A 22,826-nucleotide genomic window follows, 5' to 3' on the forward strand; every position below is an offset into this window, starting at 1 on the left:
ATTTTTAACAGGTTTTCAAGGTATGAGGCGTGGCGAGTTGGCGGCAGCAAAGCAATTGCGATTGTTCCGTCGATCGAGCTTTTCTCCGTGCTTTAAATGCGAAGGTGCTTCATTGGCCATAACAAAAGCCACGCGCGAGCCGACCAGTCCGCGCCCGCTGCCGGTTAGCCGCGCCCAGTACTCCCAAACCCTCCCGCTCCTCGATCGCTGACCGGAAACTCATCGACAATATTGAACGTCGCCTGAACCACCGGCACGATCACCAGTTGCGCAAGACGTTCAAGCGGATTCAGCGTGAACGCCGTCGCGCTGCGATTCCAAGTCGAGATCATCAGTTGTCCCTGATAATCCGAATCGATCAGACCGACCAGGTTCCCGAGCACCACGCCGTGCTTATGGCCCAAACCAGAGCGCGGCAAAATCAGAGCCGCGTAACCCGGATCTTCGATATGAATCGCCAGCCCCGTTGGAACCAGCGTTGTCTGACCCGCTTCAAGCGTGATGGGCGCGTCGAGGCACGCGCGCAGGTCGAGTCCGGCGCTTCCCGTCGTGGCGTAGGCGGGCAGGTAATCGCGCATGCGCGCATCGAGGATCTTGATGTCGAGTTTCATGGGTTCTGTTTGTTGAGTTCGAACGCTTCAGCCAGCAGTTCGTAAGAGCGCAGACGCGCTTGATAACTTCCCGCAACGCTCAGCACGATCAGTTCGTCGGCATCGAAACGTTGTTGAAGTTCGTGCAGTTGTTCGGTCACGCGCTCCGGCGTGCCAATAATGCTGCGATTCTTCTCGCGCGCAATCACGTTCAGTTCGCGTTCGCCGAATGCCTGATTTGCACCTTGCGCAATAGATGGAATCGGCATGTTCAATCCGTAAGCCATCTGCACCCGGCGCAAATCCACGGCGCGTTCCAGCGCGGCGGCTTCGGTTTCGGTATCGGCGCAAATCACGAATACGGCGGCGGCGAGATAAGGTTTCGACCCATGACGCGATACAAACCGCTCGCGATACGCCTCCGCCACCCGATGCCCGTATTGCGCATTGATGAAATGCGCGAATGCAAAGCGAATCCCCAATTGCGCTGCGAGCAAACCGCCAAAGTCGCTGGAACCGAGCATCCATAATTCGGGGCGCGTTTCGATTTCCGGCTGCAGCAAAACGCCATGCGCAAGATGATCTTCGGGCAGGGTGCCATCGAATAAACCAACGAGTTCGCCGACTTGCTGCGGAAAAATATCGCCGCGATTGTAGTCGCCTGCCGCGACCGCTTGCGCCGTGCGCATGTCGCCGCCGGGCGCGCGTCCCACGCCAAGATCCACGCGATTCGGGAACAGCGCTTCGAGCATCAGGAATTGCTCGGCCACTTTGAACGCGCTGTAGTAGGGCAGCATGACGCCGCCCGAGCCAATCCTCATGCGCTGCGTAATGCTGCCGATTCGCGCGAGCAGCACTTCCGGACAGGGATTCGATACACCCCGCAAACCGTGATGCTCCGCGCACCAGTAGCGCGTGTAGCCGAGTTCGTCGGCGAGGCGCGCGAGATCGAGCGTAGCCGCGATCGCATCGGCAGTGCTATGGCCGTGAATGACCGGCGTTTGATCGAGTACCGAAAGTCGTGTGGGCATGATGGTCTGACGGTTCAGGACAACAGCGATCCGCCGCGCGGCGCACGCTTTGCAATCTCTGCGATCAACAGGCGGGCCAGCAGTTTCTTGTCGGCGCGAGGCAGGCGCGTGATGCCCGATGCTTCGAACAGCACGACTTCGTTATCGTCTAGTCCAAACGTCAGCGGCCCGAGATTGCCGATGAGCAACGGCACATTCTTGCGCGCGCGTTTTTCTTCGCCATGGACTTCGAGGTCTCCGCTTTCCGCCGCAAATCCGACGCAATACGGCGGGTTCGGCAAACGCGCAACGGTTGCAAGAATGTCCGGATTTTCAATGAACGTGAACGTCGGCATTGCGTGGTCCGTGGTCTTCTTGATCTTGTGCTCGCTCGCGTGATCGACGCGCCAGTCGGCGACCGCCGCCACCGCGATAAAAATGTCCGTATCGGCCGTGGCGTGCAATACCGCGTCGTGCATTTGCTGCGCGGTCTGCACATCTTCGCGATACACACCCCAAGGCGTTTCAAGCGCAACGGGGCCGGCCACGAGATGCACGTCCGCGCCCGCCTGGGCCGCTGCACGCGCCAATGCAAATCCCATCTTGCCCGACGATCGATTGGTAATGCCGCGCACGGGATCGAGCGGTTCGAACGTCGGTCCGGCCGTAATCAATACGCGGCGTCCTTGCAGAATCTTCGGTTGGAAAAACGCGCAAATGGCTTCGAACGTAGCCGATGGCTCGAGCATCCGTCCATCGCCCACTTCGCCGCACGCCTGCGCGCCGGAATCCGGGCCGAGCACCTGAACGCCATCTGCACGCAGTTGCGCGACGTTGCGTTGCGTCGCCGGGTTCTGCCACATCTGACGGTTCATTGCGGGAACGACGAGCAGCGGACAATCGCGCGCCACGCACAGCGTGGAAAGCAAATCGTCGCAATTCCCATGCGCAAGCTTGGCGATAAAGTCGGTTGAAGCGGGCGCGATCACGATTGCATCGGCTTCACGCGACAAATCGATATGCGCCATGTTGTTCGCAATCCGCGCGTCCCATTGCGACGTATAGACCGGCCGCCCGGACAACGCCTGCATGGTCACGGGCGTGATGAATTGCGTGGCGGCTTCGGTCATGACGATCTGCACCGTCGCGCCCGCCTTCACCAGCAAACGCGTGAGTTCGGCGATCTTGTAGCAGGCGATACCGCCCGACAGCCCAAGTACCAGATGCTTTCCTGCGAGTTCTGCCGTGTCCAACGCTGCCTCCGTGAGTCTCGCCATAAGGCGGGTTACTTCGCTCCGCGCACGCGCCGCAGTTCATCGAATACGAGCAGCACCGCGCCGATGGTAATCGCGCTGTCGGCGAGGTTGAACGCCGGCCAGTGCCACCCGTTGATATGAAAATCCAAGAAGTCGATCACGTGACCGTACGCCACGCGATCGATCACATTGCCAAGCGCGCCGCCCATGATCAGCGCAAGCGCCGTGCAGAACATCCGCTGCGTGCCGTGGCGCTTGAGCAAATAGCAGATCACGATAGCCGCGACCACGCCCAGCACCGTGAAACCCCAGCGTTGCCAACCGCCGGCGGCGGCGAGAAAGCTGAACGCCGCACCTTTGTTATAGACCAGGAACAGGTTGAAGAACGGCGTGAGCGCGTGCGGTTCGGCGTAGCTGAACACGCGGGCGACCGCGATCTTCGAGAGTTGATCGAAGAGAATCACGATCAGCGACACACCCAGCCACGGCGCGAGTGAACCACTGCTTTGTTTGGACATCGTTCGTGCCATTATGCTGCGCTCCGCGTTTCGCCATCGCCGAAGAGGTTGGTGATACAGCGGCCGCACAATCCGGGATGTTCCGCCGATGTCCCCACGTCCGCCTTGTAATGCCAGCAGCGCTCGCATTTGAGGTACTTCGATGCAATCACATCGACGCCTTCTTCCGCTTCGCTCGCCACTTCCACAACCTGCGCCGCCGACGTGATCAGCACGAAACTGAGATCGGCGCCAAGGCTCGTCAGCGCCTGATAGCGCGCGCCGCTTGCCCGCACCTCGACTTCAGCCTGCAGCGAAGAGCCGATCAGATTGGCCGTGCGTGCTTCTTCCAGCGCCTTGGTGACGTCGCTGCGCGCCGAGCGGATCAGCGTCCACTTGTCGAGCAGTTCGCCGGCATCGGGCACTGGCGGATAATCGTGATACACCTCGGTGAAGATCGTATCGCGGCCAGGTTGCAGGATCTTGTACGCCTCTTCCGCCGTGAACGACAGATACGGCGCAACCAGGCGCAGCAAGCCATGCGCAATGTGATGCAGTACCGTCTGCGCCGCGCGGCGTTCGCGCGAGTCGGGCTTCATGGTGTAAAGCCGGTCCTTCAGCACGTCCAGATAGAAACCGCCAAGGTCTTCCGAGCAGAAGGTCGCGAGCTTGGACACCACCGGATGGAACTCGAATTTCTCGTAGTGCGCGAGGACGTCGTCCTGCAGGTTCTGCGCGAGCGCGACGGCGTATTTGTCGATTTCGAGCCACTCTTCGACCGGACGCGCGTTCTTCTCGAAGTCGAAATCGGAGAGATTGGACAAGAGGAAGCGCAACGTGTTGCGAATCCGCCGATACGTCTCCGTCACCCGTTTCAGGATCTCTTCGGAGATCGCGAGTTCGCCCGAATAATCCGTCGATGCAATCCACAAGCGGATGATTTCCGCGCCCAGACGATTCGACACTTCATGCGGATCGACGCCGTTGCCAAGCGACTTCGACATCTTGCGGCCTTCGCCGTCGACGGTAAAACCGTGGGTCAACAATGCGTTGTAGGGCGGGCGGCCATCGAGCATGGAAGCGGTCAGCAGCGACGAATGGAACCATCCGCGATGCTGGTCCGAACCTTCCAGATACAAGTCCGCCGGAAACTGCAGCGAATCCTTGTGCGAGCCGCGCAGCACGTGCCAGTGCGTCGTGCCGGAGTCGAACCAGACGTCGAGCGTGTCGCGGTTCTTTTCGTACATGTTCGCTTCGTCGCCGAGCAGTTCTTGCGGATCGAGCGTTTGCCATGCCTCGATACCGCTCACTTCCACGCGCTTCGCCACTTCCTCGAGCAGTTCGAGTGTGCGCGGATGCAGATCGCCCGTTTCCTTGTGCACGAAAAACGCCATCGGCACGCCCCACTGGCGTTGACGCGAAAGCGTCCAGTCCGGGCGGTTCGCGATCATGCTGTAGAGGCGCTGCTTGCCCCACGCCGGGAAAAACGCGGTGTTCTCGATGCCTTCCAGCGCCGTTTCACGCAGCGTGCGCGACGTGTCGTTCGGCTTCATGTCCATGCCCGCGAACCACTGCGACGTCGCCCGGTAGATGATCGGCGTCTTGTGGCGCCAGCAGTGCATGTAGCTGTGCGTGTATTTTTCGGTCTTCAGCAGCGAATGCGCGCCGCGCAGCGCTTCTATGACCTGATCGTTCGCTTCCCAGATCGACAGGCCGCCAAAGAGCGGCAGCGATTCGATGTAACGGCCGTCGCCCATGACCGGGTTGATGATGTCCGAGTCGGTCATGCCGTGCGCCTTGCATGACACGAAGTCTTCCACGCCATACGCCGGCGACGAATGCACAATCCCCGTGCCGCTTTCGGTGGTCACGTATTCGCCGAGATACACAGGCGCGGTGCGCTTGTAGCCCGGATGCGCCGCGCTCAGCGGATGATGAAAGCGCAGGCCGCTCAGCTTTTCGCCCTTCGTGGTCGCGATGGTCGAGCCGGTCACGCCGTACTGCTTCAGGCATTCGTCGACGCGATCCTCAGCCAGGATCAGCAAGCCCTTTTCTGTATCGACGAGGCTGTAGACAATTTCCGGATGCACATTCAGCGCCTGATTGGCCGGAATCGTCCACGGCGTCGTGGTCCAGATCACGATGCCGCCTTCCTGCTTCGGCAACTCGGCGAGCCCGAACGCCTGCGCGGTTTTTTCCGGCTCGGCGAAGGCAAACATCACGTCGATGGTCGGATCGGTCTTGTCCTTGTATTCCACTTCCGCTTCAGCCAATGCGGAGCCGCAATCGAAGCACCAGTTCACCGGCTTCAGCCCGCGAAACACGTAACCCTTCTCGAGAATCTTGCCGAGCGCGCGGATTTCGCCTGCTTCGTTGACGAAGTTCATCGTCTTGTACGGGTTGTCCCAGTCGCCCAGCACGCCCAGCCGGCGAAAGCCGACCTTCTGCTTTTCGATCTGCTCGCTCGCATATTTGCGGGCTTTTTCCATCACTTCGCGGGCTGGCAGCGACTTGCCAAACTGCTTTTCGATCTGGATTTCGATCGGCATGCCGTGGCAATCCCAGCCTGGAACGTAGACCGCGTCGAAGCCCGCCAGATTGCGCGCCTTCACGATCATGTCCTTCAGGATCTTGTTCACCGCGTGGCCGAGGTGGATGTCGCCGTTCGCGTACGGCGGGCCGTCGTGCAGGATGAACTTCTTGCGGCCCTGGCTCGCGGCGCGGATCTTCTCGTAGATCTTGTTGTCCTGCCATTCCTTGACCCATTGCGGCTCGCGCTTGGGCAAGTCGCCGCGCATGGGGAACGGCGTATCCAGCAGATTGACCGGATATTTCGACTGGGGCTTTGCTTCTTTCTTGTTGCTCATGAATGACTCGATTTGTATTCGATGAAGCGGCGGTTCCGGACTGACGTGTTCGGGAACGGGCTTTGGGATGCTTGTTTTGGATGCTTAAGTTCGTAATGAAGCTCAAAGTGCGTGGAGCGAGGCAGCGGGCAGCGCATCGGGCTTGGGCCCGGCGCTGCGCGCTCACCTAATTCGATCCGTGGCCGACGTTGCGAAACCGCTGTCGCGGCCGCTGGAATTCACGTCGGAGGCGAAATACGCGCGCGCGTTGGTCACGTCGCGGGCGATGGCCGCCGTCAGGGTTTCGAGGTCCACGTACTTTTCCTCGTCGCGCAGTTTTTGCAGGAACTCGATGCGCACGAGCTTGCCGTAGGCGTCGCCATGCCAGTCGAGCACGAAGGTTTCGAGCAGGACGCGGCCGGAATCATCGACTGTTGGCCGTATGCCGAGACTCGCCACGCCCGGCAGCGGCTCGGCTGCAAGTCCATGAACGCGCACGACGAAGATCCCCGCGAGCGCTGGCCGCTTGTGGGCGATCGGAACGTTGAGCGTGGGGAAACCGAGGTCGCGCCCGAGTTTTTGCCCGTGCACCACGTGGCCGCTGATGACATAGGGGCGGCCGAGCGCGAGGCGGGCGGCGTCCAGATCGCCTGCAACCAGTGACGCGCGTACGCCGGAACTTGAAATGCGGGCGCCGTTGAGGTCCGCGACGGTCGCCATTTGTTCGACTTCGAAGCCGTGCTTGCGTCCGGCCGCTTCGAGCGATTCGAAGTCGCCGGCGCGTTTCGCGCCGTATCGGAAATCGTCGCCGATCATGACCCAGCGTGCGTGCAGGCCGTTCACGATCACATTTTCGACGAAGGTATCTGGCGATTGTCCGGCGAAGGTGCGATTGAAGTGTTCGACCACGACGCGATCCACGCCGTTCGTGCGCAGTGCTTCCAGCTTGTCGCGCAGCATGGCGATGCGTGGCGGCGCGCCGGCGGGATTGAAGAATTCGCGCGGATGCGGCTCGAAAGTCATCACGCAGACCGGGAGCCCGCGGGCATCGGCGGCGGCGCGGACGTGGGCGAGCAGCGCCTGGTGGCCGCGGTGGACACCGTCGAAATTGCCGATGGTTAGCGCGCAGGGCGCGCGGCTTTCGGCGTTGGGTAGGCCGCGGAAGACTCTCACGATAGCGATTGGGTCGGCGGTTAGGTGGACCGGGGCGCGCGGTGTGGCGGCGATTGGCGCACGGATGTCTGTGCGTGTTCCCCAGTGCGTGTGCCGCAAAGCGTTCGATTATAAACGTTCAGGAGCAAGCGGGAGGGGAGGAGTGGGCGGGGTCCTGCTTTTTGCGCCTGCGCGCGTTCCCTGTTTGTTGTTCCTCTTTAGCACTGTTAGCCACTATCCGTGGCGGGACTTCATTCCTTTGTCCAACGGCGACAAAGAAACGAAGCAAAGAAAACGCCTTCCAACCGCTAATTCTTAAAGAGACCAAGCGTGCAGTTTCATCTGCTTGGGACTTCAAAAGAACCCTCGACGCCATAACCAACAGCACCTGAAACCCTTCCCCTCCGAACCCCTACATCCACACGCTTCGCCACCCGTGTTCTCGGGCAAGCACACAACCCCACGAAACCAGTACGGCCAAACACCCCATTTGCGCGCAAGCACGCAAATGGGCGCGCGCTGCGCGCCGCGCTTTCCTGTTTGACGGCTACTCACACTGGTGGCGAAGCGCGTGGGTAGCCGTAAACGGAGCGGGAGGGGTTCAACTGTCCGGGGTTATGCGCTGAGCATTCTTTTGAAGTCCCAAGCAGATGTCCGTGCACGCTTGGTCTACTTAAGAATTGGCGGTTGAAAGGCGTTTTCTTTGCTTCGTTTCTTTTTCGCCGTTGGAAAAAGAAATGAAGTCCCGCCACGGACAGTGGCCAACAGTGCTAAAGAGGACCAACGAACAGGGAACGCGCGCAGGCGCAAAAAGCAGGCCCCCACCCGCTACCCCCGGGCGAAAGCACCAAAAACCCCCAATTCCCGCCAATCCCAAATGATAAAATCCCCCGATGAAAAAAATCGTCATCCTGATTTCCGGACGGGGAACCAACATGGAAGCCGTCGCACGGGCATGCGTGCGCGAAGACTGGCCGGCGCGGGTGGCAGCCGTCATCTCGAACCGTCCTGACGCCGCTGGTCTCGCATTCGCAACGGCCAACGGCATCGAAACAAAGGTGGTCGATCATCGCGAATTCGAATCGCGCGAAGCATTCGATCAAACATTTGCACGCACTATCGACAGTTTCGAACCCGATCTCGTCGTGCTCGCCGGTTTCATGCGCGTGCTGACCAACGCATTCGTTGAACACTACGCGGGACGCATGATCAACGTTCATCCGTCGCTGCTGCCATGCTTTCCAGGGCTCAAGACGCATCAGCAAGCCCTCGACGCCGGCGTCCAGATCCACGGCGCAAGCGTCCATTTTGTTGCGCCAACGCTCGATCATGGCCCGATCGTCGCGCAAGCGGCGGTTCCGGTCATGGCCGGCGACAACGCGGCCGCGCTCGCCAATCGAGTGCTGGCCGTGGAACACGTAATTTATCCACGCGCGGTGCGCTGGTTCGTCGAAGGGCGTCTTGCCATCGACGGCGAGCGTGTCGTGCTCACGCCACCAGAGCCGCAATGGCTCTTTGCCGACATTGCCGGGGAGGGCGTATGAGGCTTCATGGATTTTTGATAGGACAAACAGAGACGTTGCTCGCGGACGTATTGCGTTTCAGCGGTCCCGCCGACGCCGCCACCAGCCGTTTTTTCCGCGCACACCCGAAGCTCGGGCACAACGAACGCGGTGTAATCGCCGAAGCGGTGTTCGCGGTCTTGCGCCGAAAGATGGAGTTCTCGCATCTCGCGGAAAGCGGATCGGGCAACCTGGCGCGGCGTCTCGCGTTACTGGGATTGATGCAGACGGCGGGTTTGTCGGCGGTAAAGCCGTTCATCTCCGCCGATGAATACCAGTGGCTCAACCAGGTATCGAAGATCGATCCGGGCAGTCTGCCGGTACGCGTGCGTACGAACTTGCCGCAGTGGATCTACGACGCCATGACGAGGCGCTTCGACACCGATGAACTCGCCCAGCTTGCCGCCGCGCTGAATTACCCGGCGCCGCTGGACTTGCGCGCGAACCCGATCAAGGCCACGCGCGATCAGGTTATCAAGACGCTGACGGAAGCGGGAATCGACGCCGGCGAAATGCCGTTCGCGCCTTATGGCGTGCGGGTGGACGGCAAGCCGGCACTGACGCGCCTGCAACCGTTCCAGGACGGCTGGATTGAAGTGCAGGACGAAGGCAGTCAGCTTCTTTGTTCGCTGGTTGCGCCCCGGCGTGGCGAAATGATCGTGGATTTCTGCGCGGGCGCGGGCGGCAAGACGCTGGCGCTCGGCGCAATGATGCGCTCGTCGGGCCGTCTCTACGCCTTTGACGTATCTGACCGCCGGCTCGCGAAACTCAAGCCCCGCCTGGCTCGTAGCGGTTTATCGAACGTGAATCCGGTGCTGATCGACAGCGAGCACGACGCCAAGATCAAGCGGTTGGCGGGCAAGATCGACCGTGTTCTTGTCGATGCCCCCTGTTCCGGACTCGGCACCCTGCGGCGCAATCCCGATCTGAAATGGCGTCAGTCGCCGGAATCGGTGGCGGAACTCACGCCGAAGCAGCTTTCCATCCTGACCAGCGCCTCCCGGCTGGTGAAAGTGGGTGGGCGTCTCGTATACGCCACGTGCAGCATGCTCGAAGCGGAAAACGAGGGCGTGGTGACTCAGTTTCTGGCCGCGCATCCCGGATTCAAGCTGGTACCGGCGAAAGACGTGCTGGCCGAACAGCGCATTGATCTCGATACGGGCGACTATCTGCAACTGTGGCCGCACAAGCACGGCACGGATGGTTTTTTCGCCGCCGTGCTCGAACGTTTGCCGGTTGCGGCAAAAGAAGCCCCATCCAAAGAGACTGTGGCGGAATAAGCGGTATCTGCTTGCGATCCCCGCGGAATGAAGGTGATTCCGTGGGCAAGCTTACGAAACGGGGGCGATCCGTATTGCCCCCACTAAATCCGGCGACAAATCAGCGGTCAAAATTCCCGCTACCGTTGCGCAAAATCAAAATTTTCTCCTATCGACACAAAGACTTGGAACGCATGACGTAAAATGCCGTCGAACCACGTGCATATTCCTTTCATGCACCCAACAGCCGTCGATCTGTTTTCGTTCGGCTATTTTTTCCGCCTTTCAGGTAAATTGCCTTGCTGAACTCATCGCTTGAATTTCTCGCCAACGGATTGTTGAACCTCTCGTGGTGGCAGATATTGCTGTTCACGCTCGTGATGACCCACATCACGATCATCGGTGTCACCGTCTATCTGCATCGCTGCCAGGCGCACCGCGCGCTGGAACTGCATCCTGCCGTAAGCCACTTTTTCCGTTTCTGGCTCTGGATGACCACCGGCATGCTGACCGGCCAATGGGCCGCGATCCACCGCAAACACCACGCCAAGTGCGAGACCGAAGAAGATCCGCACAGCCCGCAAACGCGCGGCATCTGGAAAGTCCTGCTCGAAGGCGCCGAGCTTTATCGTTCGGAAGCCAAGAATGAGGAAACCATGCGCCGGTTCAGTCATGGCACGCCTAACGACTGGATGGAGCGCAATGTCTACACGCGTTATCCCATTCTCGGCATCAGCATCATGATGGTTGTCGACGTTGCGCTGTTCGGCATCGTTGGCCTGTCGGTCTGGGCTGTGCAGATGATCTGGATCCCGTTCTGGGCAGCCGGCGTGGTCAACGGGCTGGCTCACTGGTGGGGTTATCGCAACTTCAATTCGGCAGACGCCAGCACGAACATCTTCCCGCTCGGCATCCTGATTGGCGGCGAAGAACTCCATAACAATCACCACACGTACGCCACGTCGGCGAAGCTGTCGAACAAGTGGTACGAATTCGATATTGGCTGGATGTATATCCGCATCATGTCGGCATTCAGGCTGGCCAAGGTCAAGAAGATTGCCCCTACGCCGCGTCTGTCGGCATCCAAGCCAGTGCTCGACCACGACACGCTCCAGGCTGTTCTGTCGAACCGCTATGAAGTGATGGCCCGATACGGCAAGGCGCTCAAGCGCGCGTATCGTCAGGAATTGTCGAAGCTGAAAGACGGCGGCGCCACCGATAAATATCAGTTGATGCGCGGTGCGCGCAAATGGGCGCACAAGGAAGAAGCGGGTCTGGACGAACCGCAACGCCAGCAGTTGCCGGCCTTGTTCTCGGACAATCACAAGCTGCGCACATATGTTGAGTTGCGTCAGGATCTGGCCGCCATGTGGGATCGTTCCAACGCATCGCGCGAACAACTGCTCGCGCAGTTGCAGGACTGGTGCCACAGGGCGGAGCAAAGCGGCATCAAGGCGCTACAGGATTTTGCATCTCGCCTGCGCCGGTACGCGTGAAGCGCAATCGAAGCGCGACCTGAAGCGCAAAACCTTCGTCACTGATATCCGTTAAAATTTCATGACGTTACGAGACCCCGCTCTGGCGGGGTTTTGTCGTTTTGGAACGGTGTAAGTGCATGCCGTTTTCACGAGACTGGAGACAGGCAGTAATGGAACAGGCGATAAAGAGCGTCGAGTACGACCGGCCGCAAGGGCTGACATGCGGCACTGGCCAGGCGTGGGCGAAAGTGCCCGATGCGCCGTCGCAGGCGGAAAAGCGCGAGTTGAAGGAACGCATCCGTTCGTTGCTCGTGCGCGAGAAAGCGGTGCTGGTCGCGCATTATTACGTCGATGCCGAGTTGCAGGAACTCGCCGATGAAACCGGCGGCTGCGTAGCGGATTCGCTGGAAATGGCGCGCTTCGGGCGCGATCATGCGGCGCAAACGCTGGTTGTCGCGGGTGTGCGATTCATGGGCGAGACGGCGAAGATACTCAGCCCCGAGAAGCGCGTGCTCATGCCCGACCTGGACGCGACCTGTTCACTGGATCTGGGATGCCCGGCCGACGAATTCTCGGCTTTTTGTGACGCGCATCCCGACCGAACGGTGGTGGTCTACGCGAACACCAGCGCGGCGGTGAAGGCCCGGGCGGACTGGATGGTGACATCGTCTATTGGGTTGGAGATCGTCGCCGATCTGCACGCGCGCGGCGAGAAAATCCTCTGGGCGCCCGACCGGCATCTGGGCTCGTATATTCAGAAGCAAACCGGCGCCGACATGCTGTTGTGGCAGGGCTCGTGTCTTGTGCACGACGAATTCAAAGGTATCGAACTCGACCTGCTGCGCCATGAATATCCCGATGCAAAAATCCTTGTTCATCCGGAATCGCCAGAGGGCGTGGTCGCGTTGGCGGACGTGGTGGGATCGACAACGCAACTGATCGACGCCGCCGTGAAGCTCGACGCCAAGCGCTTTATTGTTGCGACGGATCTCGGCATCCTGCACAAGATGCGGCTTGCGGCGCCGGGGAAGGAGTTTATTGAAGCGCCCACAGCTGGCAACAGCGCAAGTTGCAAGAGCTGCGCGCATTGCCCGTGGATGGCCATGAACGGTCTCGCGAATCTCACGGCGGTTCTCGAGCGCGGCAACAATGAGATTTTCGTGGACAGCGCGATCGGCGAGCGCGCGCGTGTTCCTATCGACCGGATGCTCGATTTCGCCGCGCGTCACAAGAAACGCGTTCAGGCGAGCGGCGATCTGGCGAAGGATGGTCCGTTGTTTTCAAACGTTGGAGCGGCGTGAATGTCTTCTGCAAGTCATCTGGTTTCCCCTTTGTTCGATGAAATCCGCACGCAATACGGCGCAGCCTTCGATCAGGCGCTGGAGCGCAATGTAATGGACGCGCTCGCGGAGGACATCGGGGACGGCGACCGCACCGGTCTGCTGGTTCCGGCGGGTATTGAACGCACGGCGCGCATTATCGTTCGCGAGGAGGCGGTGCTGTGCGGCGTGCCATGGTTCGAAGCTGTGATGCGGCGCGTGGATGCGGCTATTCGCGTGGAATGGCTCTATCACGAAGGCGCGCGCATGAGCGAGAACTCGCCCGTGGTAGTGCTGCGCGGCCCGGCGCGCGCGCTGCTGACGGCCGAGCGCAACGCATTGAATTTCCTGCAGTTGCTTTCCGGCGTGGCGAGCGCGACGCGGCGTTACGTCGACGCAATAGAAGGCACGCGTGCGCGCATTCTCGATACCCGCAAAACCTTGCCTGGTTTGCGTCTCGCGCAGAAGTACGCGGTTCGCGTGGGCGGTGGCGCGAACCAGCGCCTCGCACTCTACGACGGCATTCTGATCAAGGAAAACCACATTGCCGCAGCGGGCGGCGTGGGCGCGGCAATGGATGCGGCGCTTGCCCTGAATGCCGGCGTACCCATCCAGATCGAAGTCGAGACGCTTGAGCAGTTGGAAACGGCGCTGGCGCATCGGGCGGAATCGATTCTGCTCGACAACTTCAGTTTCGACGCAATGCGCGACGCCGTTGGCCTGACGGCTGGCCGCGCGGTGCTGGAAGTATCGGGCGGGGTGAACTTCAGCACTGTGCGCACGATTGCGGAGACGGGCGTGGACCGCATTTCCATTGGCGCGCTGACGAAGGATGTTCGGGCCACCGACTATTCGATGCGGCTGGAATAAAGCCTCAACACTGGGCGCGGCGGTTGTGGCGTGCAATGCGCCATGACCTTGCGCCTCGTTTCTTTTCTGCACTACGTCGTGTCTAGACAACTTTGTGACGTTCTCCACAAAGCGGGTTCATTCATCGACTAATCTTCCTCGCCATTCCTCGTAACACCCTCGTAAGCCTTGCCCGTCAAGCGTCTCGGTATTTTCCCTAACTTTTCGCACTTGCCAACAAAAACCGTTGCCAGTCCTTTTTGTTCAATGCATGCTTGTCTATACAAGTTGGCGATTCGCCAATCGGTCAAACACTCATTCTGGAAAAGTGGCTCAACTATGACAGGCAAAATGAACTTGCTGGCTCGGCTCGCGGCATCGGTGGCCGTGGGTGTCATCGCTTTCGGCGCTGTCAGCGCTCAGGCAAAAGACTGGAAAACCGTCACGATCGCCACGGAAGGCGCGTACGAACCGTGGAACCTGACCTTGCCCGGCGGCAAGCTCGGCGGCTTCGAACCGGAACTCATCCAGAACGTTTGCGACCGCATCAAGATCCAGTGCAAGCTCGTGACGCAAGATTGGGACGGCATGATCGCGGGCCTGCAGGCAGGCAAGTTCGACGTGCTCATGGACGCCATTTCGGTCACGCCCGAGCGCGAAAAGATCATCGCGTTCTCGCGGCCTTACGCGTCCACGCCCGCGGCGTTCGTCGCGTCCGGCGATGCGCCGGCCGCGCTCGCCAAGCAGCCGGGAGCCGGGCAAATCGTGAAACTCACCGGCGATCCGGCTCACGACAAAGCCACTGTCGACGCATTGCGCGTGGCGCTGAAGGGCAAGACCATCGGCATTCAGTCGGGAACCGTGTACACCAAGTTCATCGATACGAACTTCAAGGACGTCGCGACCATCCGCGAGTACAAGACCGCGCCGGAGCACGACCTGGATCTGGTGGCGGGGCGCATCGACGTTGCGTTCGATGACAGCACGTACTGGGCATCGGCGTTCGCCAAGCCGGAAAACAAGGGCCTGGCGTTCACGGGACCGAAGATCTCGGGACCGGTCTGGGGTCCGGGCGAGGCGCTCGCATTCCGTCAGTCCGATAAAGACCTGAAGGCCAGGTTCGACGAAGGTATTGCCGCCGCGCTCGCCGACGGCACCGTCAAGCGTCTCTCAATGAAATGGATGAAGGTCGACGCAACGCCTTGATGGCCTGCTGACCACGTCCACCAATCCGGCGGGCGCGCGAGGAAAACCGTGCGTCCGGCGACGCAACACCGCAGGAGACAAAAGATGAGTCTGGTTCAACTACTCGGTTTCGGCGAACAGGGCTGGGGCGCCGCATTGCTGGTCGCGCTCCTCATGACCGTATTGCTTACTATCGCCGCGCTTGCCGTGGGCGCCGTGTTCGGGGCAATGGTCGCATCGGCGAAACTGTCGCGCAGCCGCACGTTGCGGGTTATCGGCGATGCTTACACCACGCTGTTTCGCGGTATTCCCGAACTGCTGATCATCTATCTTTTCTACTTCGGTGGATCGTCTGTCGTGACCGCCGTTGGACAGTTTTTCGGCGCCGATGGGTTTATCGGCGTGCCGCCGTTCGTGGTTGGCGCGCTTGCCATTGGGCTGATTTCCGGGTCGTATCAGGCGGAGGTTTATCGCTCGGCGGTGCTGGCGGTGTCGCGTGGCGAGATCGAGGCGGCGCGCGCGATCGGCATGTCCACGCCGACCATGTGGCGGCGCGTGCTGATTCCGCAAGTCGTGCGTTTCGCGCTGCCGGGCATTGGCAACGTGTGGCAGTTGAGCCTTAAGGATTCCGCGCTGATCGCCGTGACCGGGCTTGCCGAACTGATGCGCACGAGCCAGGTCGCGGCTGGATCGACGCATCAATACTTCACGTTTTATGTGGTCGGCGGCGCGCTGTACCTGATTCTCACGAGCCTGTCGAACCGTGTCTTCGATCGCGCTGAAGCGCGCATCGGCCGGTCGTTCCGCGGCACGCTCGCGCGCCACTAAGACAAACGTTCCCAGGCGACTCCGATCATGAACATCGATTTCGAATTTCTCGGCGATACGCTGTCGAAACTCCTTGCCGCCGTGCCGACCACGCTGGGGCTTTTCGTCGCCTCGCTGATTCTGGGCGGACTGCTTTCGCTCGTGATCGTCGCGATGCGCGTAAGTCCCATCTGGGCGCTCAACCGCTTTGCGCGCGGCTACATTTTGGTATTTCGCGGCTCGCCGCTCTTGATCCAGATGTTCCTGGTCTATTACGGGCTCGGGCAATTTCACGCGGTTCGCGCGAGTTTCGTCTGGCCCGTGCTGCGTGAACCCTACGCGTGCGCCATTCTTTCGCTGGCGCTGTGCACGGCCGGATACACCGCCGAAATCATTCGCGGCGGGCTGCAATCTGTGCCGCACGGCCAGATTGAAGCGGCGCTCGCGTGCGGCATGTCGCGCTGGACCGTGTTGCGCCGGATCATCGCGCCGATCACGCTGCGCTACGCATTGCCCGCGTATTCGACCGAAGCCGTGCTGCTCGTCAAATCGACGGCGCTGGCGAGTCTCGTCACCGTGTGGGACGTAACCGGCGTCGCGCAGCAGATCATCCAGCGAACCTACCGGACCATGGAAGTGTTCATCTGCGCGGCAGCCATTTATCTCGTGCTGAATTTCATCATCGTGCGCGCGCTCGGGATGCTCGAAAAGAAGCTCTCGCCGCATCTGCGCGACCGTAACGGCACGGCGTCGAAGAAGTCCGCGCCTGCGTCGCTCAAGGCGGCCACCGCGTCGGGCAGCTCGGACATCGATTCCTGAATCAGGGAGAACTCATGAACACCAGCAATTCCATTGCGCTCTCGGCGAGCAACATCCACAAGTCTTTCGGCGATGCGCACGTGCTGAAGGGCATTTCCCTTGATGCGCACGAAGGCGACGTGATCTCGATTCTCGGCGCGAGCGGCTCGGGCAAAAGCACGTTCCTGCGCTGTATCAACATGCTTGAAACGCCGGACGACGGCGAAGTGAAGCTGGCGGGCGAGGCTATTGAAATGAAGCGTGGCCGCGACGGACGCCTGCAGCCGGGCAACCGCAAGCAGGTCGACCGGATTCGCTCGCAGCTCGGCATGGTGTTCCAGAGTTTCAATCTCTGGTCGCACATGACCGTGGTGCAGAACGTGATCGAAGGGCCGTTGCGCGTGCAGAAACGCACGCGCGCCGAGTGTGTGGAAGAAGCCGAACAACTGCTGACCAAGGTCGGCTTGTATGAAAAGCGCGACGCTTATCCCGCACATTTGTCGGGCGGCCAGCAACAGCGCGTCGCGATTGCGCGTGCGTTGGCAATGCACCCGAAAGTCATGCTCTTCGACGAACCCACGTCCGCGCTTGACCCCGAACTGGTTGGTGAAGTGCTGCGCGTGATGCGCGCGCTTGCCGAAGAAGGGCGAACCATGCTGGTCGTCACGCACGAGATGGGATTTGCGCGGCATGTGTCGAACCGGGTGATGTTCCTGCATCAAGGACAAGTCGATGCCGAAGGCGCACCCGACGACCTTTTCAACGGCCGATGCTCGGAGCGCTTCCAGCAGTTTGTATCGAGTCATCATTCACGTACGGCTAATTGATTTGCAAGCGAGGTTGACGTGCTGGCCAGTTCCTTTTTACAAGCGCCATCGATTGAACCCATGGTCATCGGCGCCGGATTGAGTGAAGGTTTCGACCATGGATATGCGCCGGCCGTGGTGAATCTCGATGCACCGCTCGGCTGGCGCGACATCGCGCGGATTGCACATGGCGCGAAGCTGGTCTTGTCGCCCGAGGCACGCGCGCGTATCGATCACGCGCGCGCGCTGGTCGAGCAGATTGTCGAGCGCCGGATTCGCGCTTATGGCGTGAATACGGGCGTGGGCGCGTTGTGCGACGTGGTCGTGTCGCCGTCCGAACAACGCACGTTGTCGCGCAATATCCTGATGAGTCACGCGGTGGGAGTGGGCGAACCGCTGCGGCGCGAGGAGACGCGCGCGATCATCGCGGCGGCGGTGAACAACTTCGCGCACGGGCGCTCGGGCGTGCGGCTGGAACTTGTCGATCTGCTCGTGACGCTGCTCGACAGCGGCGCGATTCCCGAAGTGCCGGCGTTCGGTTCTGTCGGCTACCTGAGTCATATGGCGCATATCGCGCTCGTGCTGATTGGCGAGGGTTTTGTCCGCGATGACACCGGCCGCACCAGCGCGGCTCGCGCGTTGCAGCAGCTTGAGCGCGAACCGCTGGTGCTGGAGGCGAAGGAGGGCCTGAGCGTCGTCAACGGCACGCCGTGCGTGACCGGGCTCGCGTCGCTCGCACTGGCGCGCACCGAACGCCTTTTGCAATGGGCGGACACCATTTCCGCGATGACCTTCGAGAACCTGCGCGGCCAGGCCGCCGCGTTCGACGCCGATTCGCTCGCGCTGCGGATATCGCCGGGATTGGCTGCGGTCGGCGCGCATTTGCGCGAGCTTCTCGCCGATAGCGGGATCATCGCGGCGTCGTTTGGACGAATCACGCAGGACCCGCTGAGCTTGCGCACGATTCCGCATGTCCACGGCGCGGCACGCGATGTGTTCGCGACCACCGCCGAAGTCGTGAACCGCGAGCTGGCTTCCGTCACCGATAACCCCGTCGTCACCGGCACGCTGGCCGCGCCGCGCGTGTTTTCGCAGGCGCATGCGGTAGGCGCGTCCATCGGCCTTGCGATGGACAGCCTGAGCACCGCGGTCGCCGAAGTGGCCGCGATGGCAGAGCGGCGTATCGACCGGCTGGTCAATCCGCTGGTGAGCGGCCTGCCCGCGTTTCTCGCCGATAGCGGCGGCACCTGTTCCGGTTTCATGATCGCGCAGTACACGGCGGCTTCGCTGGTCGCGCACAACCGGCGGCTCGCGATGCCGGCAAGCCTCGACGGCGGCATCACGTCCGGTTTGCAGGAAGACCATTTGTGCCACGCAACGCCGGCTGCGCTCAAGGCGCTGGAGATCATCGCCAACGCGGAACGCATCTTTGCCATCGAGTTGCTCGCGGCGGCGCAAGCCTACGACCTGCAACCCGCTGAACTGACGCGCGCGCCGAAGACCGACGCGGTGTATCGGAGCGTGCGGGCAGTGATCTCGCCCTATCGCGATGACCGGCCGCTCGCGGGCGACATTGCCGCCGCCGTCGCCTTCGTCTGCGAAGCCGCTCCGGCGTTTTAGCGCCCGCTGTATAGACAGATTCGCGCCGCCGCTCAAGGGCGGCGTTTGCATTGCTTTTGCGTCTCGGGCGCCGTTCAGCCTCGCTTTCATCTCATTAAAGTAAACCCCTAGTCGAATCGATAAACGACCGCTTGCGCTCCTTTTTATTTTAATTCAGACTTGTATATACAACTTGTCGACCGGCTCCGCGAGATTCATTGAAAGCCGCGCCACCGGCCTCAAGACACCGAATACTTTCCATCCCGTCCGAGGAGTGCTTTGATGAAAAACCACAATCCGCGTCCACTGCGCGCACCGCGCGGCACCGAACTCACGTGCAAGAGCTGGCTGACCGAAGCGCCGTATCGGATGCTGTTGAACAACCTCGATCCCGAAGTTGCCGAGAATCCGGACAAGCTTGTGGTGTACGGCGGTATAGGCCGCGCGGCACGCAACTGGGAGTGTCTCGACAAGATTCTTGAAACGCTGCAACGCCTGGAAAGCGATGAATCGCTGCTGGTGCAATCGGGCAAGCCGGTTGGTGTGTTCAAGACGCATGCAGACGCGCCGCGCGTATTGATCGCAAACTCGAACCTCGTGCCGAAATGGGCGACCTGGGAGCATTTCAACGAACTCGACCGCAAGGGTCTCTTCATGTACGGCCAGATGACGGCCGGAAGCTGGATCTATATCGGCAGCCAGGGGATCGTGCAGGGCACGTACGAAACGTTCGTGGAAGCGGCGCGCCAGCACTTCAACGGCAGTTGGAAAGGCCGCTGGATCCTGACGGCGGGCCTGGGCGGCATGGGCGGCGCGCAACCGCTCGCGGCGACGCTGGCCGGGGCGGTATCGCTGAATATCGAGTGCGACCAGACGCGTATCGACTTCCGTCTGCGCACGCGCTACGTCGATAAACAGGCGAAGGACATCGACCACGCCCTCGAACTGATCAAGCAGCACACCGAAGCGGGCGATGCAATTTCCATCGCACTTCTCGGCAACGCGGCCGAAGTGCTGCCGGAACTCGTGCGGCGCGCCAAGGCCGGCGCCATCAAGCCGGACCTCGTCACCGACCAGACCTCGTCGCACGATCTGATCAACGGTTATCTGCCGGCTGGTTGGAGTCTGGAAAAGTGGCGCGCGGCGTCGCTGGATGCAGCGCAACACGCCGAGCTCAAGGCGGCGGCGCAACGCTCATGCGCCCAGCACGTCCAGGCGATGCTCGATTTCCACGCCATGGGCATTCCCGCGGTCGATTACGGCAACAACCTGCGCCAGGTTGCCTTCGATGACGGCGTGAAGAACGCCTTCGATTTCCCCGGCTTCGTGCCCGCGTACATCCGCCCGCTGTTCTGCGAGGGCAAGGGCCCGTTCCGCTGGGTGGCGCTTTCCGGCGATCTGGAGGACATCTACAAGACCGACGCCAAACTGAAAGAACTGTTCCCGCACAACGCCGGCATGAACCGCTGGCTCGACATGGCGCGCGATCGCATTGCGTTCCAGGGTTTGCCGGCGCGGATTTGCTGGCTCGGCCTGGGCGAGCGCCACGTCGCCGGTCTCGCGTTCAACGAGATGGTGAAGAACGGTGAGCTCAAGGCACCGATCGTCATTGGCCGCGATCATCTGGATACGGGTTCCGTTGCAAGTCCGAATCGCGAGACGGAAAGCATGAAGGACGGCACGGACGCCGTGTCCGACTGGCCGTTGCTCAACGCACTCCTGAATACCGCTGGCGGCGCGACATGGGTCAGCCTGCATCATGGCGGCGGCGTAGGCATGGGATATTCGCAGCACGCGGGCATGGTGATCGTCGCCGATGGGACGGACGCCGCGCACAAGCGTCTTGCGCGCGTGCTGGTCAACGACTGCGCGTCCGGCGTGATGCGCCACGGCGATGCGGGCTACGAGCAGGCAATCGAATGCGCGAAGAAGTTCGGCCTCGACTTGCCGTTCATCACGACCTGAAGCCGATATGTCCTTCGCCTTCAGCATCATTCGCGCGGCCGATCTGAAGGCCGTGCCGTGGAAAAACGGCGGCGGCGCGACGCGGGAAATCGCGGCGTCGCCGAAGGGCGCCGCATTCGATGCGTTCGACTGGCGCGTGAGCGTCGCGGACGTATCAGAGGCGGGCGCGTTTTCGGTGTTCAACGGGATTGACCGCGTGCTGACGCTGATCGAGGGCGAGCAGATGGTGCTCACCGATTCAACCGAGGGTCAGTCTGCGGAGTACGTTCTCTCGCGCTGGGATTCGGTCGCGTTTGCGGGCGAATCGCCGATCACCGCGGAATTGCCGCACGGTCCCACGCGCGATTTCAACCTCATGTTGAGGCGCGATCGGGTTTCGGGGAACGTGATAGTACGGCGCGACGCCGGGCAACTGGACGTGCATCCGGGCAGCGTTGTGCTGGTCTGTGCGCTCGGTGAATTTGCGGCGAACGGCGAACGTTTGTCCCAAGGCGACGCGATGGTTTTCGATGCAAGCGAGAATGGCTCGCTAGGTATCGAGCCGCTTTCGCAAGACGCGGTTCTCATCGACGCGCGTATTGTTTCAAAGGATGTTGGACATGAGCTCCGCTGACAACCCGCAGGTCTGGCGCAACGCGCGCCTTGCACCGCGCGCCGACCCTGCAGAAGTAATCGAGAACGCGGCGATCGTGGTGCGCAATGGGCGTATTGAATGGTTCGGCGCCGAAGCGGAAATCCCTTCTGCGTTTGCCAATGCCGAAAGCCATGATCTGCAAGGGCGGCTTGTCACGCCGGGTCTTGTCGATTGCCACACGCACCTCGTCTACGCCGGAAACCGCGCCGAGGAATTCGCGATGCGGCTCGAAGGCGCGAGCTACGAAGACATCGCCAAACGCGGCGGCGGCATTGTCTCGACAGTGCGCAACACGCGCGCCGCAAGCGAGGACGAACTGTTCGCGCAGTCGCTGCGAAGGCTCGACGCGTTGCTTGCCGAAGGCGTGACGGCGCTGGAAATCAAGTCGGGTTATGGACTGGATCTGACCACGGAGCGCAAGATGCTGCGCGTTGCCCGGCGTTTGTCCGAAGCGCGGCCGGTGACCATCGCTACAACGTTTCTAGGTGCGCACGCGTTGCCGCCGGAATACGCCGGGCGCGCCGATGACTACATCGCCCATGTTTGCGGCGAGATGCTGCCGGCGCTTGCGGCCGAAGGCCTGGTTGACGCCGTCGATGTATTTTGCGAGCGCATCGCGTTCACGCTGGAGCAGGCCGAACGCGTCTTCAACGCGGCGTCGAAGCTGAATTTGCCCGTGAAAATGCACGCGGAACAATTGTCGCTGATGGGCGGCGCGGCGCTCGCGGCGAAGCATCGCGCGTTATCCGCCGATCACCTCGAATTCCTCGATGAACCCGGCGCCATCGCCATGCGGGAATCGGGAACGGTGGCCGTGCTGCTGCCCGGCGCGTTCTATTTCATCCGCGAAAAACAACTGCCGCCAATCGACCTGCTGCGCCGTCATGGCGTGCCCATCGCGCTCGCCACCGACAGCAATCCGGGCACATCGCCGAGCACGTCGCTGCTCCTGATGCTCAACATGGGCTGCACGTTATTCCGTTTATCGGTGGCGGAAGTGCTGGCGGGTGTTACGCGCCACGGCGCAAAAGCACTCGGTCACGCCGATGTATCCGGCGAGATCCGGATCGGAGCGAAGGCGGACTTTGTCGCGTGGGATATCGAAACGCTGGCGGAACTGGCGTACTGGACCGGCCTCGACCGATGCGCGCTGGTCGTGCGGCACGGCGGCGTGACCGTGGACAAACGGAAATAATCCAGAAGCAATAGGAATA

Annotated in this window: 19 protein-coding genes; 13 read left to right on the plus strand and 6 right to left on the minus strand. The window is 61.2% G+C overall.

Annotation, left to right across the window (positions count from 1 at the left end; genetic code table 11):
* Nucleotides 1–164: 164 nt before the first annotated feature.
* The 6 genes from dut to ACRWA7_RS19840 all read right to left on the minus strand — a co-directional run bounded on the left by dut (nucleotide 165) and on the right by ACRWA7_RS19840 (nucleotide 7,372).
* Nucleotides 165–611, minus strand: a complete 447-nt coding sequence (dut, locus tag ACRWA7_RS19815) for a dUTP diphosphatase (protein WP_438395629.1) — start codon at nucleotides 609–611, stop codon at nucleotides 165–167.
* Entirely contained in the window at nucleotides 608–1,621 is a 1,014-nt protein-coding gene (locus ACRWA7_RS19820; protein ID WP_438395631.1) for an LLM class flavin-dependent oxidoreductase, read from the minus strand. Before ACRWA7_RS19820 ends, dut begins: the two co-directional genes overlap by 4 nt.
* A 14-nt stretch (nucleotides 1,622–1,635) precedes the next feature.
* On the minus strand, nucleotides 1,636–2,853 hold the full coding sequence (coaBC, locus tag ACRWA7_RS19825) for a bifunctional phosphopantothenoylcysteine decarboxylase/phosphopantothenate--cysteine ligase CoaBC (protein WP_438395633.1): 1,218 nt from the start codon (nucleotides 2,851–2,853) through the stop codon (nucleotides 1,636–1,638).
* A 32-nt stretch (nucleotides 2,854–2,885) separates the two neighbouring features.
* Entirely contained in the window at nucleotides 2,886–3,386 is a 501-nt protein-coding gene (gene lspA, locus ACRWA7_RS19830) for a signal peptidase II (protein WP_060859007.1), read from the minus strand.
* A complete protein-coding gene (gene ileS / locus ACRWA7_RS19835; protein ID WP_438395635.1) occupies nucleotides 3,386–6,220 on the minus strand; it encodes an isoleucine--tRNA ligase in 2,835 nt (944 codons plus the stop codon). Before ileS ends, lspA begins: the two co-directional genes overlap by 1 nt.
* A 162-nt stretch (nucleotides 6,221–6,382) precedes the next feature.
* The gene (locus tag ACRWA7_RS19840) at nucleotides 6,383–7,372 is read right to left on the minus strand and encodes a bifunctional riboflavin kinase/FAD synthetase (protein ID WP_060859009.1); all 990 of its coding nucleotides are present in this window, start codon (nucleotides 7,370–7,372) and stop codon (nucleotides 6,383–6,385) included.
* Between the two features lie 872 nt (nucleotides 7,373–8,244).
* Between ACRWA7_RS19840 and purN the strand changes: the two genes are divergently transcribed.
* From purN to hutI, 13 genes are all read left to right on the plus strand, one after another.
* A complete protein-coding gene (purN, locus tag ACRWA7_RS19845; protein ID WP_438395636.1) occupies nucleotides 8,245–8,895 on the plus strand; it encodes a phosphoribosylglycinamide formyltransferase in 651 nt (216 codons plus the stop codon).
* Nucleotides 8,892–10,193 (plus strand): RsmB/NOP family class I SAM-dependent RNA methyltransferase, encoded by a 1,302-nt coding sequence (locus ACRWA7_RS19850; RefSeq protein ID WP_438395637.1) that lies wholly within the window; start codon nucleotides 8,892–8,894, stop codon nucleotides 10,191–10,193. The genes purN and ACRWA7_RS19850 overlap by 4 nt, the downstream gene beginning before the upstream one ends.
* Before the next feature lie 278 nt (nucleotides 10,194–10,471).
* Nucleotides 10,472–11,668, plus strand: coding sequence for a DesA family fatty acid desaturase (locus ACRWA7_RS19855; protein WP_438395639.1), 1,197 nt, complete (start codon nucleotides 10,472–10,474; stop codon nucleotides 11,666–11,668).
* A 152-nt stretch (nucleotides 11,669–11,820) separates the two neighbouring features.
* Nucleotides 11,821–12,951, plus strand: coding sequence for a quinolinate synthase NadA (gene nadA, locus ACRWA7_RS19860; RefSeq protein ID WP_438395640.1), 1,131 nt, complete (start codon nucleotides 11,821–11,823; stop codon nucleotides 12,949–12,951).
* Nucleotides 12,952–13,839, plus strand: coding sequence for a carboxylating nicotinate-nucleotide diphosphorylase (nadC, locus tag ACRWA7_RS19865; protein WP_438395642.1), 888 nt, complete (start codon nucleotides 12,952–12,954; stop codon nucleotides 13,837–13,839). It abuts the gene before it with no gap.
* A gap of 318 nt (nucleotides 13,840–14,157) precedes the next feature.
* On the plus strand, nucleotides 14,158–15,024 hold the full coding sequence (locus ACRWA7_RS19870; RefSeq protein WP_438395644.1) for a transporter substrate-binding domain-containing protein: 867 nt from the start codon (nucleotides 14,158–14,160) through the stop codon (nucleotides 15,022–15,024).
* Nucleotides 15,025–15,108: 84 nt separating this feature from the next.
* Nucleotides 15,109–15,831, plus strand: a complete 723-nt coding sequence (locus ACRWA7_RS19875; protein ID WP_438395646.1) for an ABC transporter permease — start codon at nucleotides 15,109–15,111, stop codon at nucleotides 15,829–15,831.
* Between the two features lie 27 nt (nucleotides 15,832–15,858).
* On the plus strand, nucleotides 15,859–16,629 hold the full coding sequence (locus tag ACRWA7_RS19880) for an ABC transporter permease (RefSeq protein WP_060856810.1): 771 nt from the start codon (nucleotides 15,859–15,861) through the stop codon (nucleotides 16,627–16,629).
* A gap of 14 nt (nucleotides 16,630–16,643) precedes the next feature.
* Nucleotides 16,644–17,435, plus strand: coding sequence for an ABC transporter ATP-binding protein (locus ACRWA7_RS19885; protein ID WP_438395648.1), 792 nt, complete (start codon nucleotides 16,644–16,646; stop codon nucleotides 17,433–17,435).
* A gap of 60 nt (nucleotides 17,436–17,495) precedes the next feature.
* On the plus strand, nucleotides 17,496–19,034 hold the full coding sequence (locus ACRWA7_RS19890; RefSeq protein ID WP_438396704.1) for an HAL/PAL/TAL family ammonia-lyase: 1,539 nt from the start codon (nucleotides 17,496–17,498) through the stop codon (nucleotides 19,032–19,034).
* Between the two features lie 261 nt (nucleotides 19,035–19,295).
* Nucleotides 19,296–20,978 carry a urocanate hydratase gene (gene hutU / locus ACRWA7_RS19895; protein ID WP_438395649.1) on the plus strand — a complete coding sequence of 561 codons (1,683 nt, stop codon included), beginning with the start codon at nucleotides 19,296–19,298 and terminating at the stop codon, nucleotides 20,976–20,978.
* A gap of 7 nt (nucleotides 20,979–20,985) precedes the next feature.
* On the plus strand, nucleotides 20,986–21,591 hold the full coding sequence (locus ACRWA7_RS19900; RefSeq protein ID WP_438395650.1) for a HutD/Ves family protein: 606 nt from the start codon (nucleotides 20,986–20,988) through the stop codon (nucleotides 21,589–21,591).
* The gene (hutI, locus tag ACRWA7_RS19905; RefSeq protein WP_438395651.1) at nucleotides 21,578–22,807 is read left to right on the plus strand and encodes an imidazolonepropionase; all 1,230 of its coding nucleotides are present in this window, start codon (nucleotides 21,578–21,580) and stop codon (nucleotides 22,805–22,807) included. Before ACRWA7_RS19900 ends, hutI begins: the two co-directional genes overlap by 14 nt.
* Nucleotides 22,808–22,826 lie beyond the last annotated feature (19 nt).

Origin of the sequence: Caballeronia sp. DA-9, assembly GCF_051615025.1 — a bacterium.
Taxonomy (GTDB): domain Bacteria; phylum Pseudomonadota; class Gammaproteobacteria; order Burkholderiales; family Burkholderiaceae; genus Caballeronia; species Caballeronia sordidicola.

Bases quoted from the DNA above. Each gene is read 5' to 3' on its own strand.
- dut (WP_438395629.1), bottom strand. From the start codon at position 611: ATGAAACTCGACATCAAGATCCTCGATGCGCGCATGCGCGATTACCTG.
- ACRWA7_RS19820 (WP_438395631.1), bottom strand. From the start codon at position 1,621: ATGCCCACACGACTTTCGGTACTCGATCAAACGCCGGTCATTCACGGC.
- lspA (WP_060859007.1), bottom strand. From the start codon at position 3,386: ATGGCACGAACGATGTCCAAACAAAGCAGTGGTTCACTCGCGCCGTGG.
- ileS (WP_438395635.1), bottom strand. From the start codon at position 6,220: ATGAGCAACAAGAAAGAAGCAAAGCCCCAGTCGAAATATCCGGTCAAT.
- purN (WP_438395636.1), top strand. From the start codon at position 8,245: ATGAAAAAAATCGTCATCCTGATTTCCGGACGGGGAACCAACATGGAA.
- ACRWA7_RS19850 (WP_438395637.1), top strand. From the start codon at position 8,892: ATGAGGCTTCATGGATTTTTGATAGGACAAACAGAGACGTTGCTCGCG.
- nadA (WP_438395640.1), top strand. From the start codon at position 11,821: ATGGAACAGGCGATAAAGAGCGTCGAGTACGACCGGCCGCAAGGGCTG.
- nadC (WP_438395642.1), top strand. From the start codon at position 12,952: ATGTCTTCTGCAAGTCATCTGGTTTCCCCTTTGTTCGATGAAATCCGC.
- ACRWA7_RS19870 (WP_438395644.1), top strand. From the start codon at position 14,158: ATGACAGGCAAAATGAACTTGCTGGCTCGGCTCGCGGCATCGGTGGCC.
- ACRWA7_RS19875 (WP_438395646.1), top strand. From the start codon at position 15,109: ATGAGTCTGGTTCAACTACTCGGTTTCGGCGAACAGGGCTGGGGCGCC.
- ACRWA7_RS19880 (WP_060856810.1), top strand. From the start codon at position 15,859: ATGAACATCGATTTCGAATTTCTCGGCGATACGCTGTCGAAACTCCTT.
- ACRWA7_RS19885 (WP_438395648.1), top strand. From the start codon at position 16,644: ATGAACACCAGCAATTCCATTGCGCTCTCGGCGAGCAACATCCACAAG.
- ACRWA7_RS19890 (WP_438396704.1), top strand. From the start codon at position 17,496: ATGGTCATCGGCGCCGGATTGAGTGAAGGTTTCGACCATGGATATGCG.
- hutU (WP_438395649.1), top strand. From the start codon at position 19,296: ATGAAAAACCACAATCCGCGTCCACTGCGCGCACCGCGCGGCACCGAA.
- ACRWA7_RS19900 (WP_438395650.1), top strand. From the start codon at position 20,986: ATGTCCTTCGCCTTCAGCATCATTCGCGCGGCCGATCTGAAGGCCGTG.
- hutI (WP_438395651.1), top strand. From the start codon at position 21,578: ATGAGCTCCGCTGACAACCCGCAGGTCTGGCGCAACGCGCGCCTTGCA.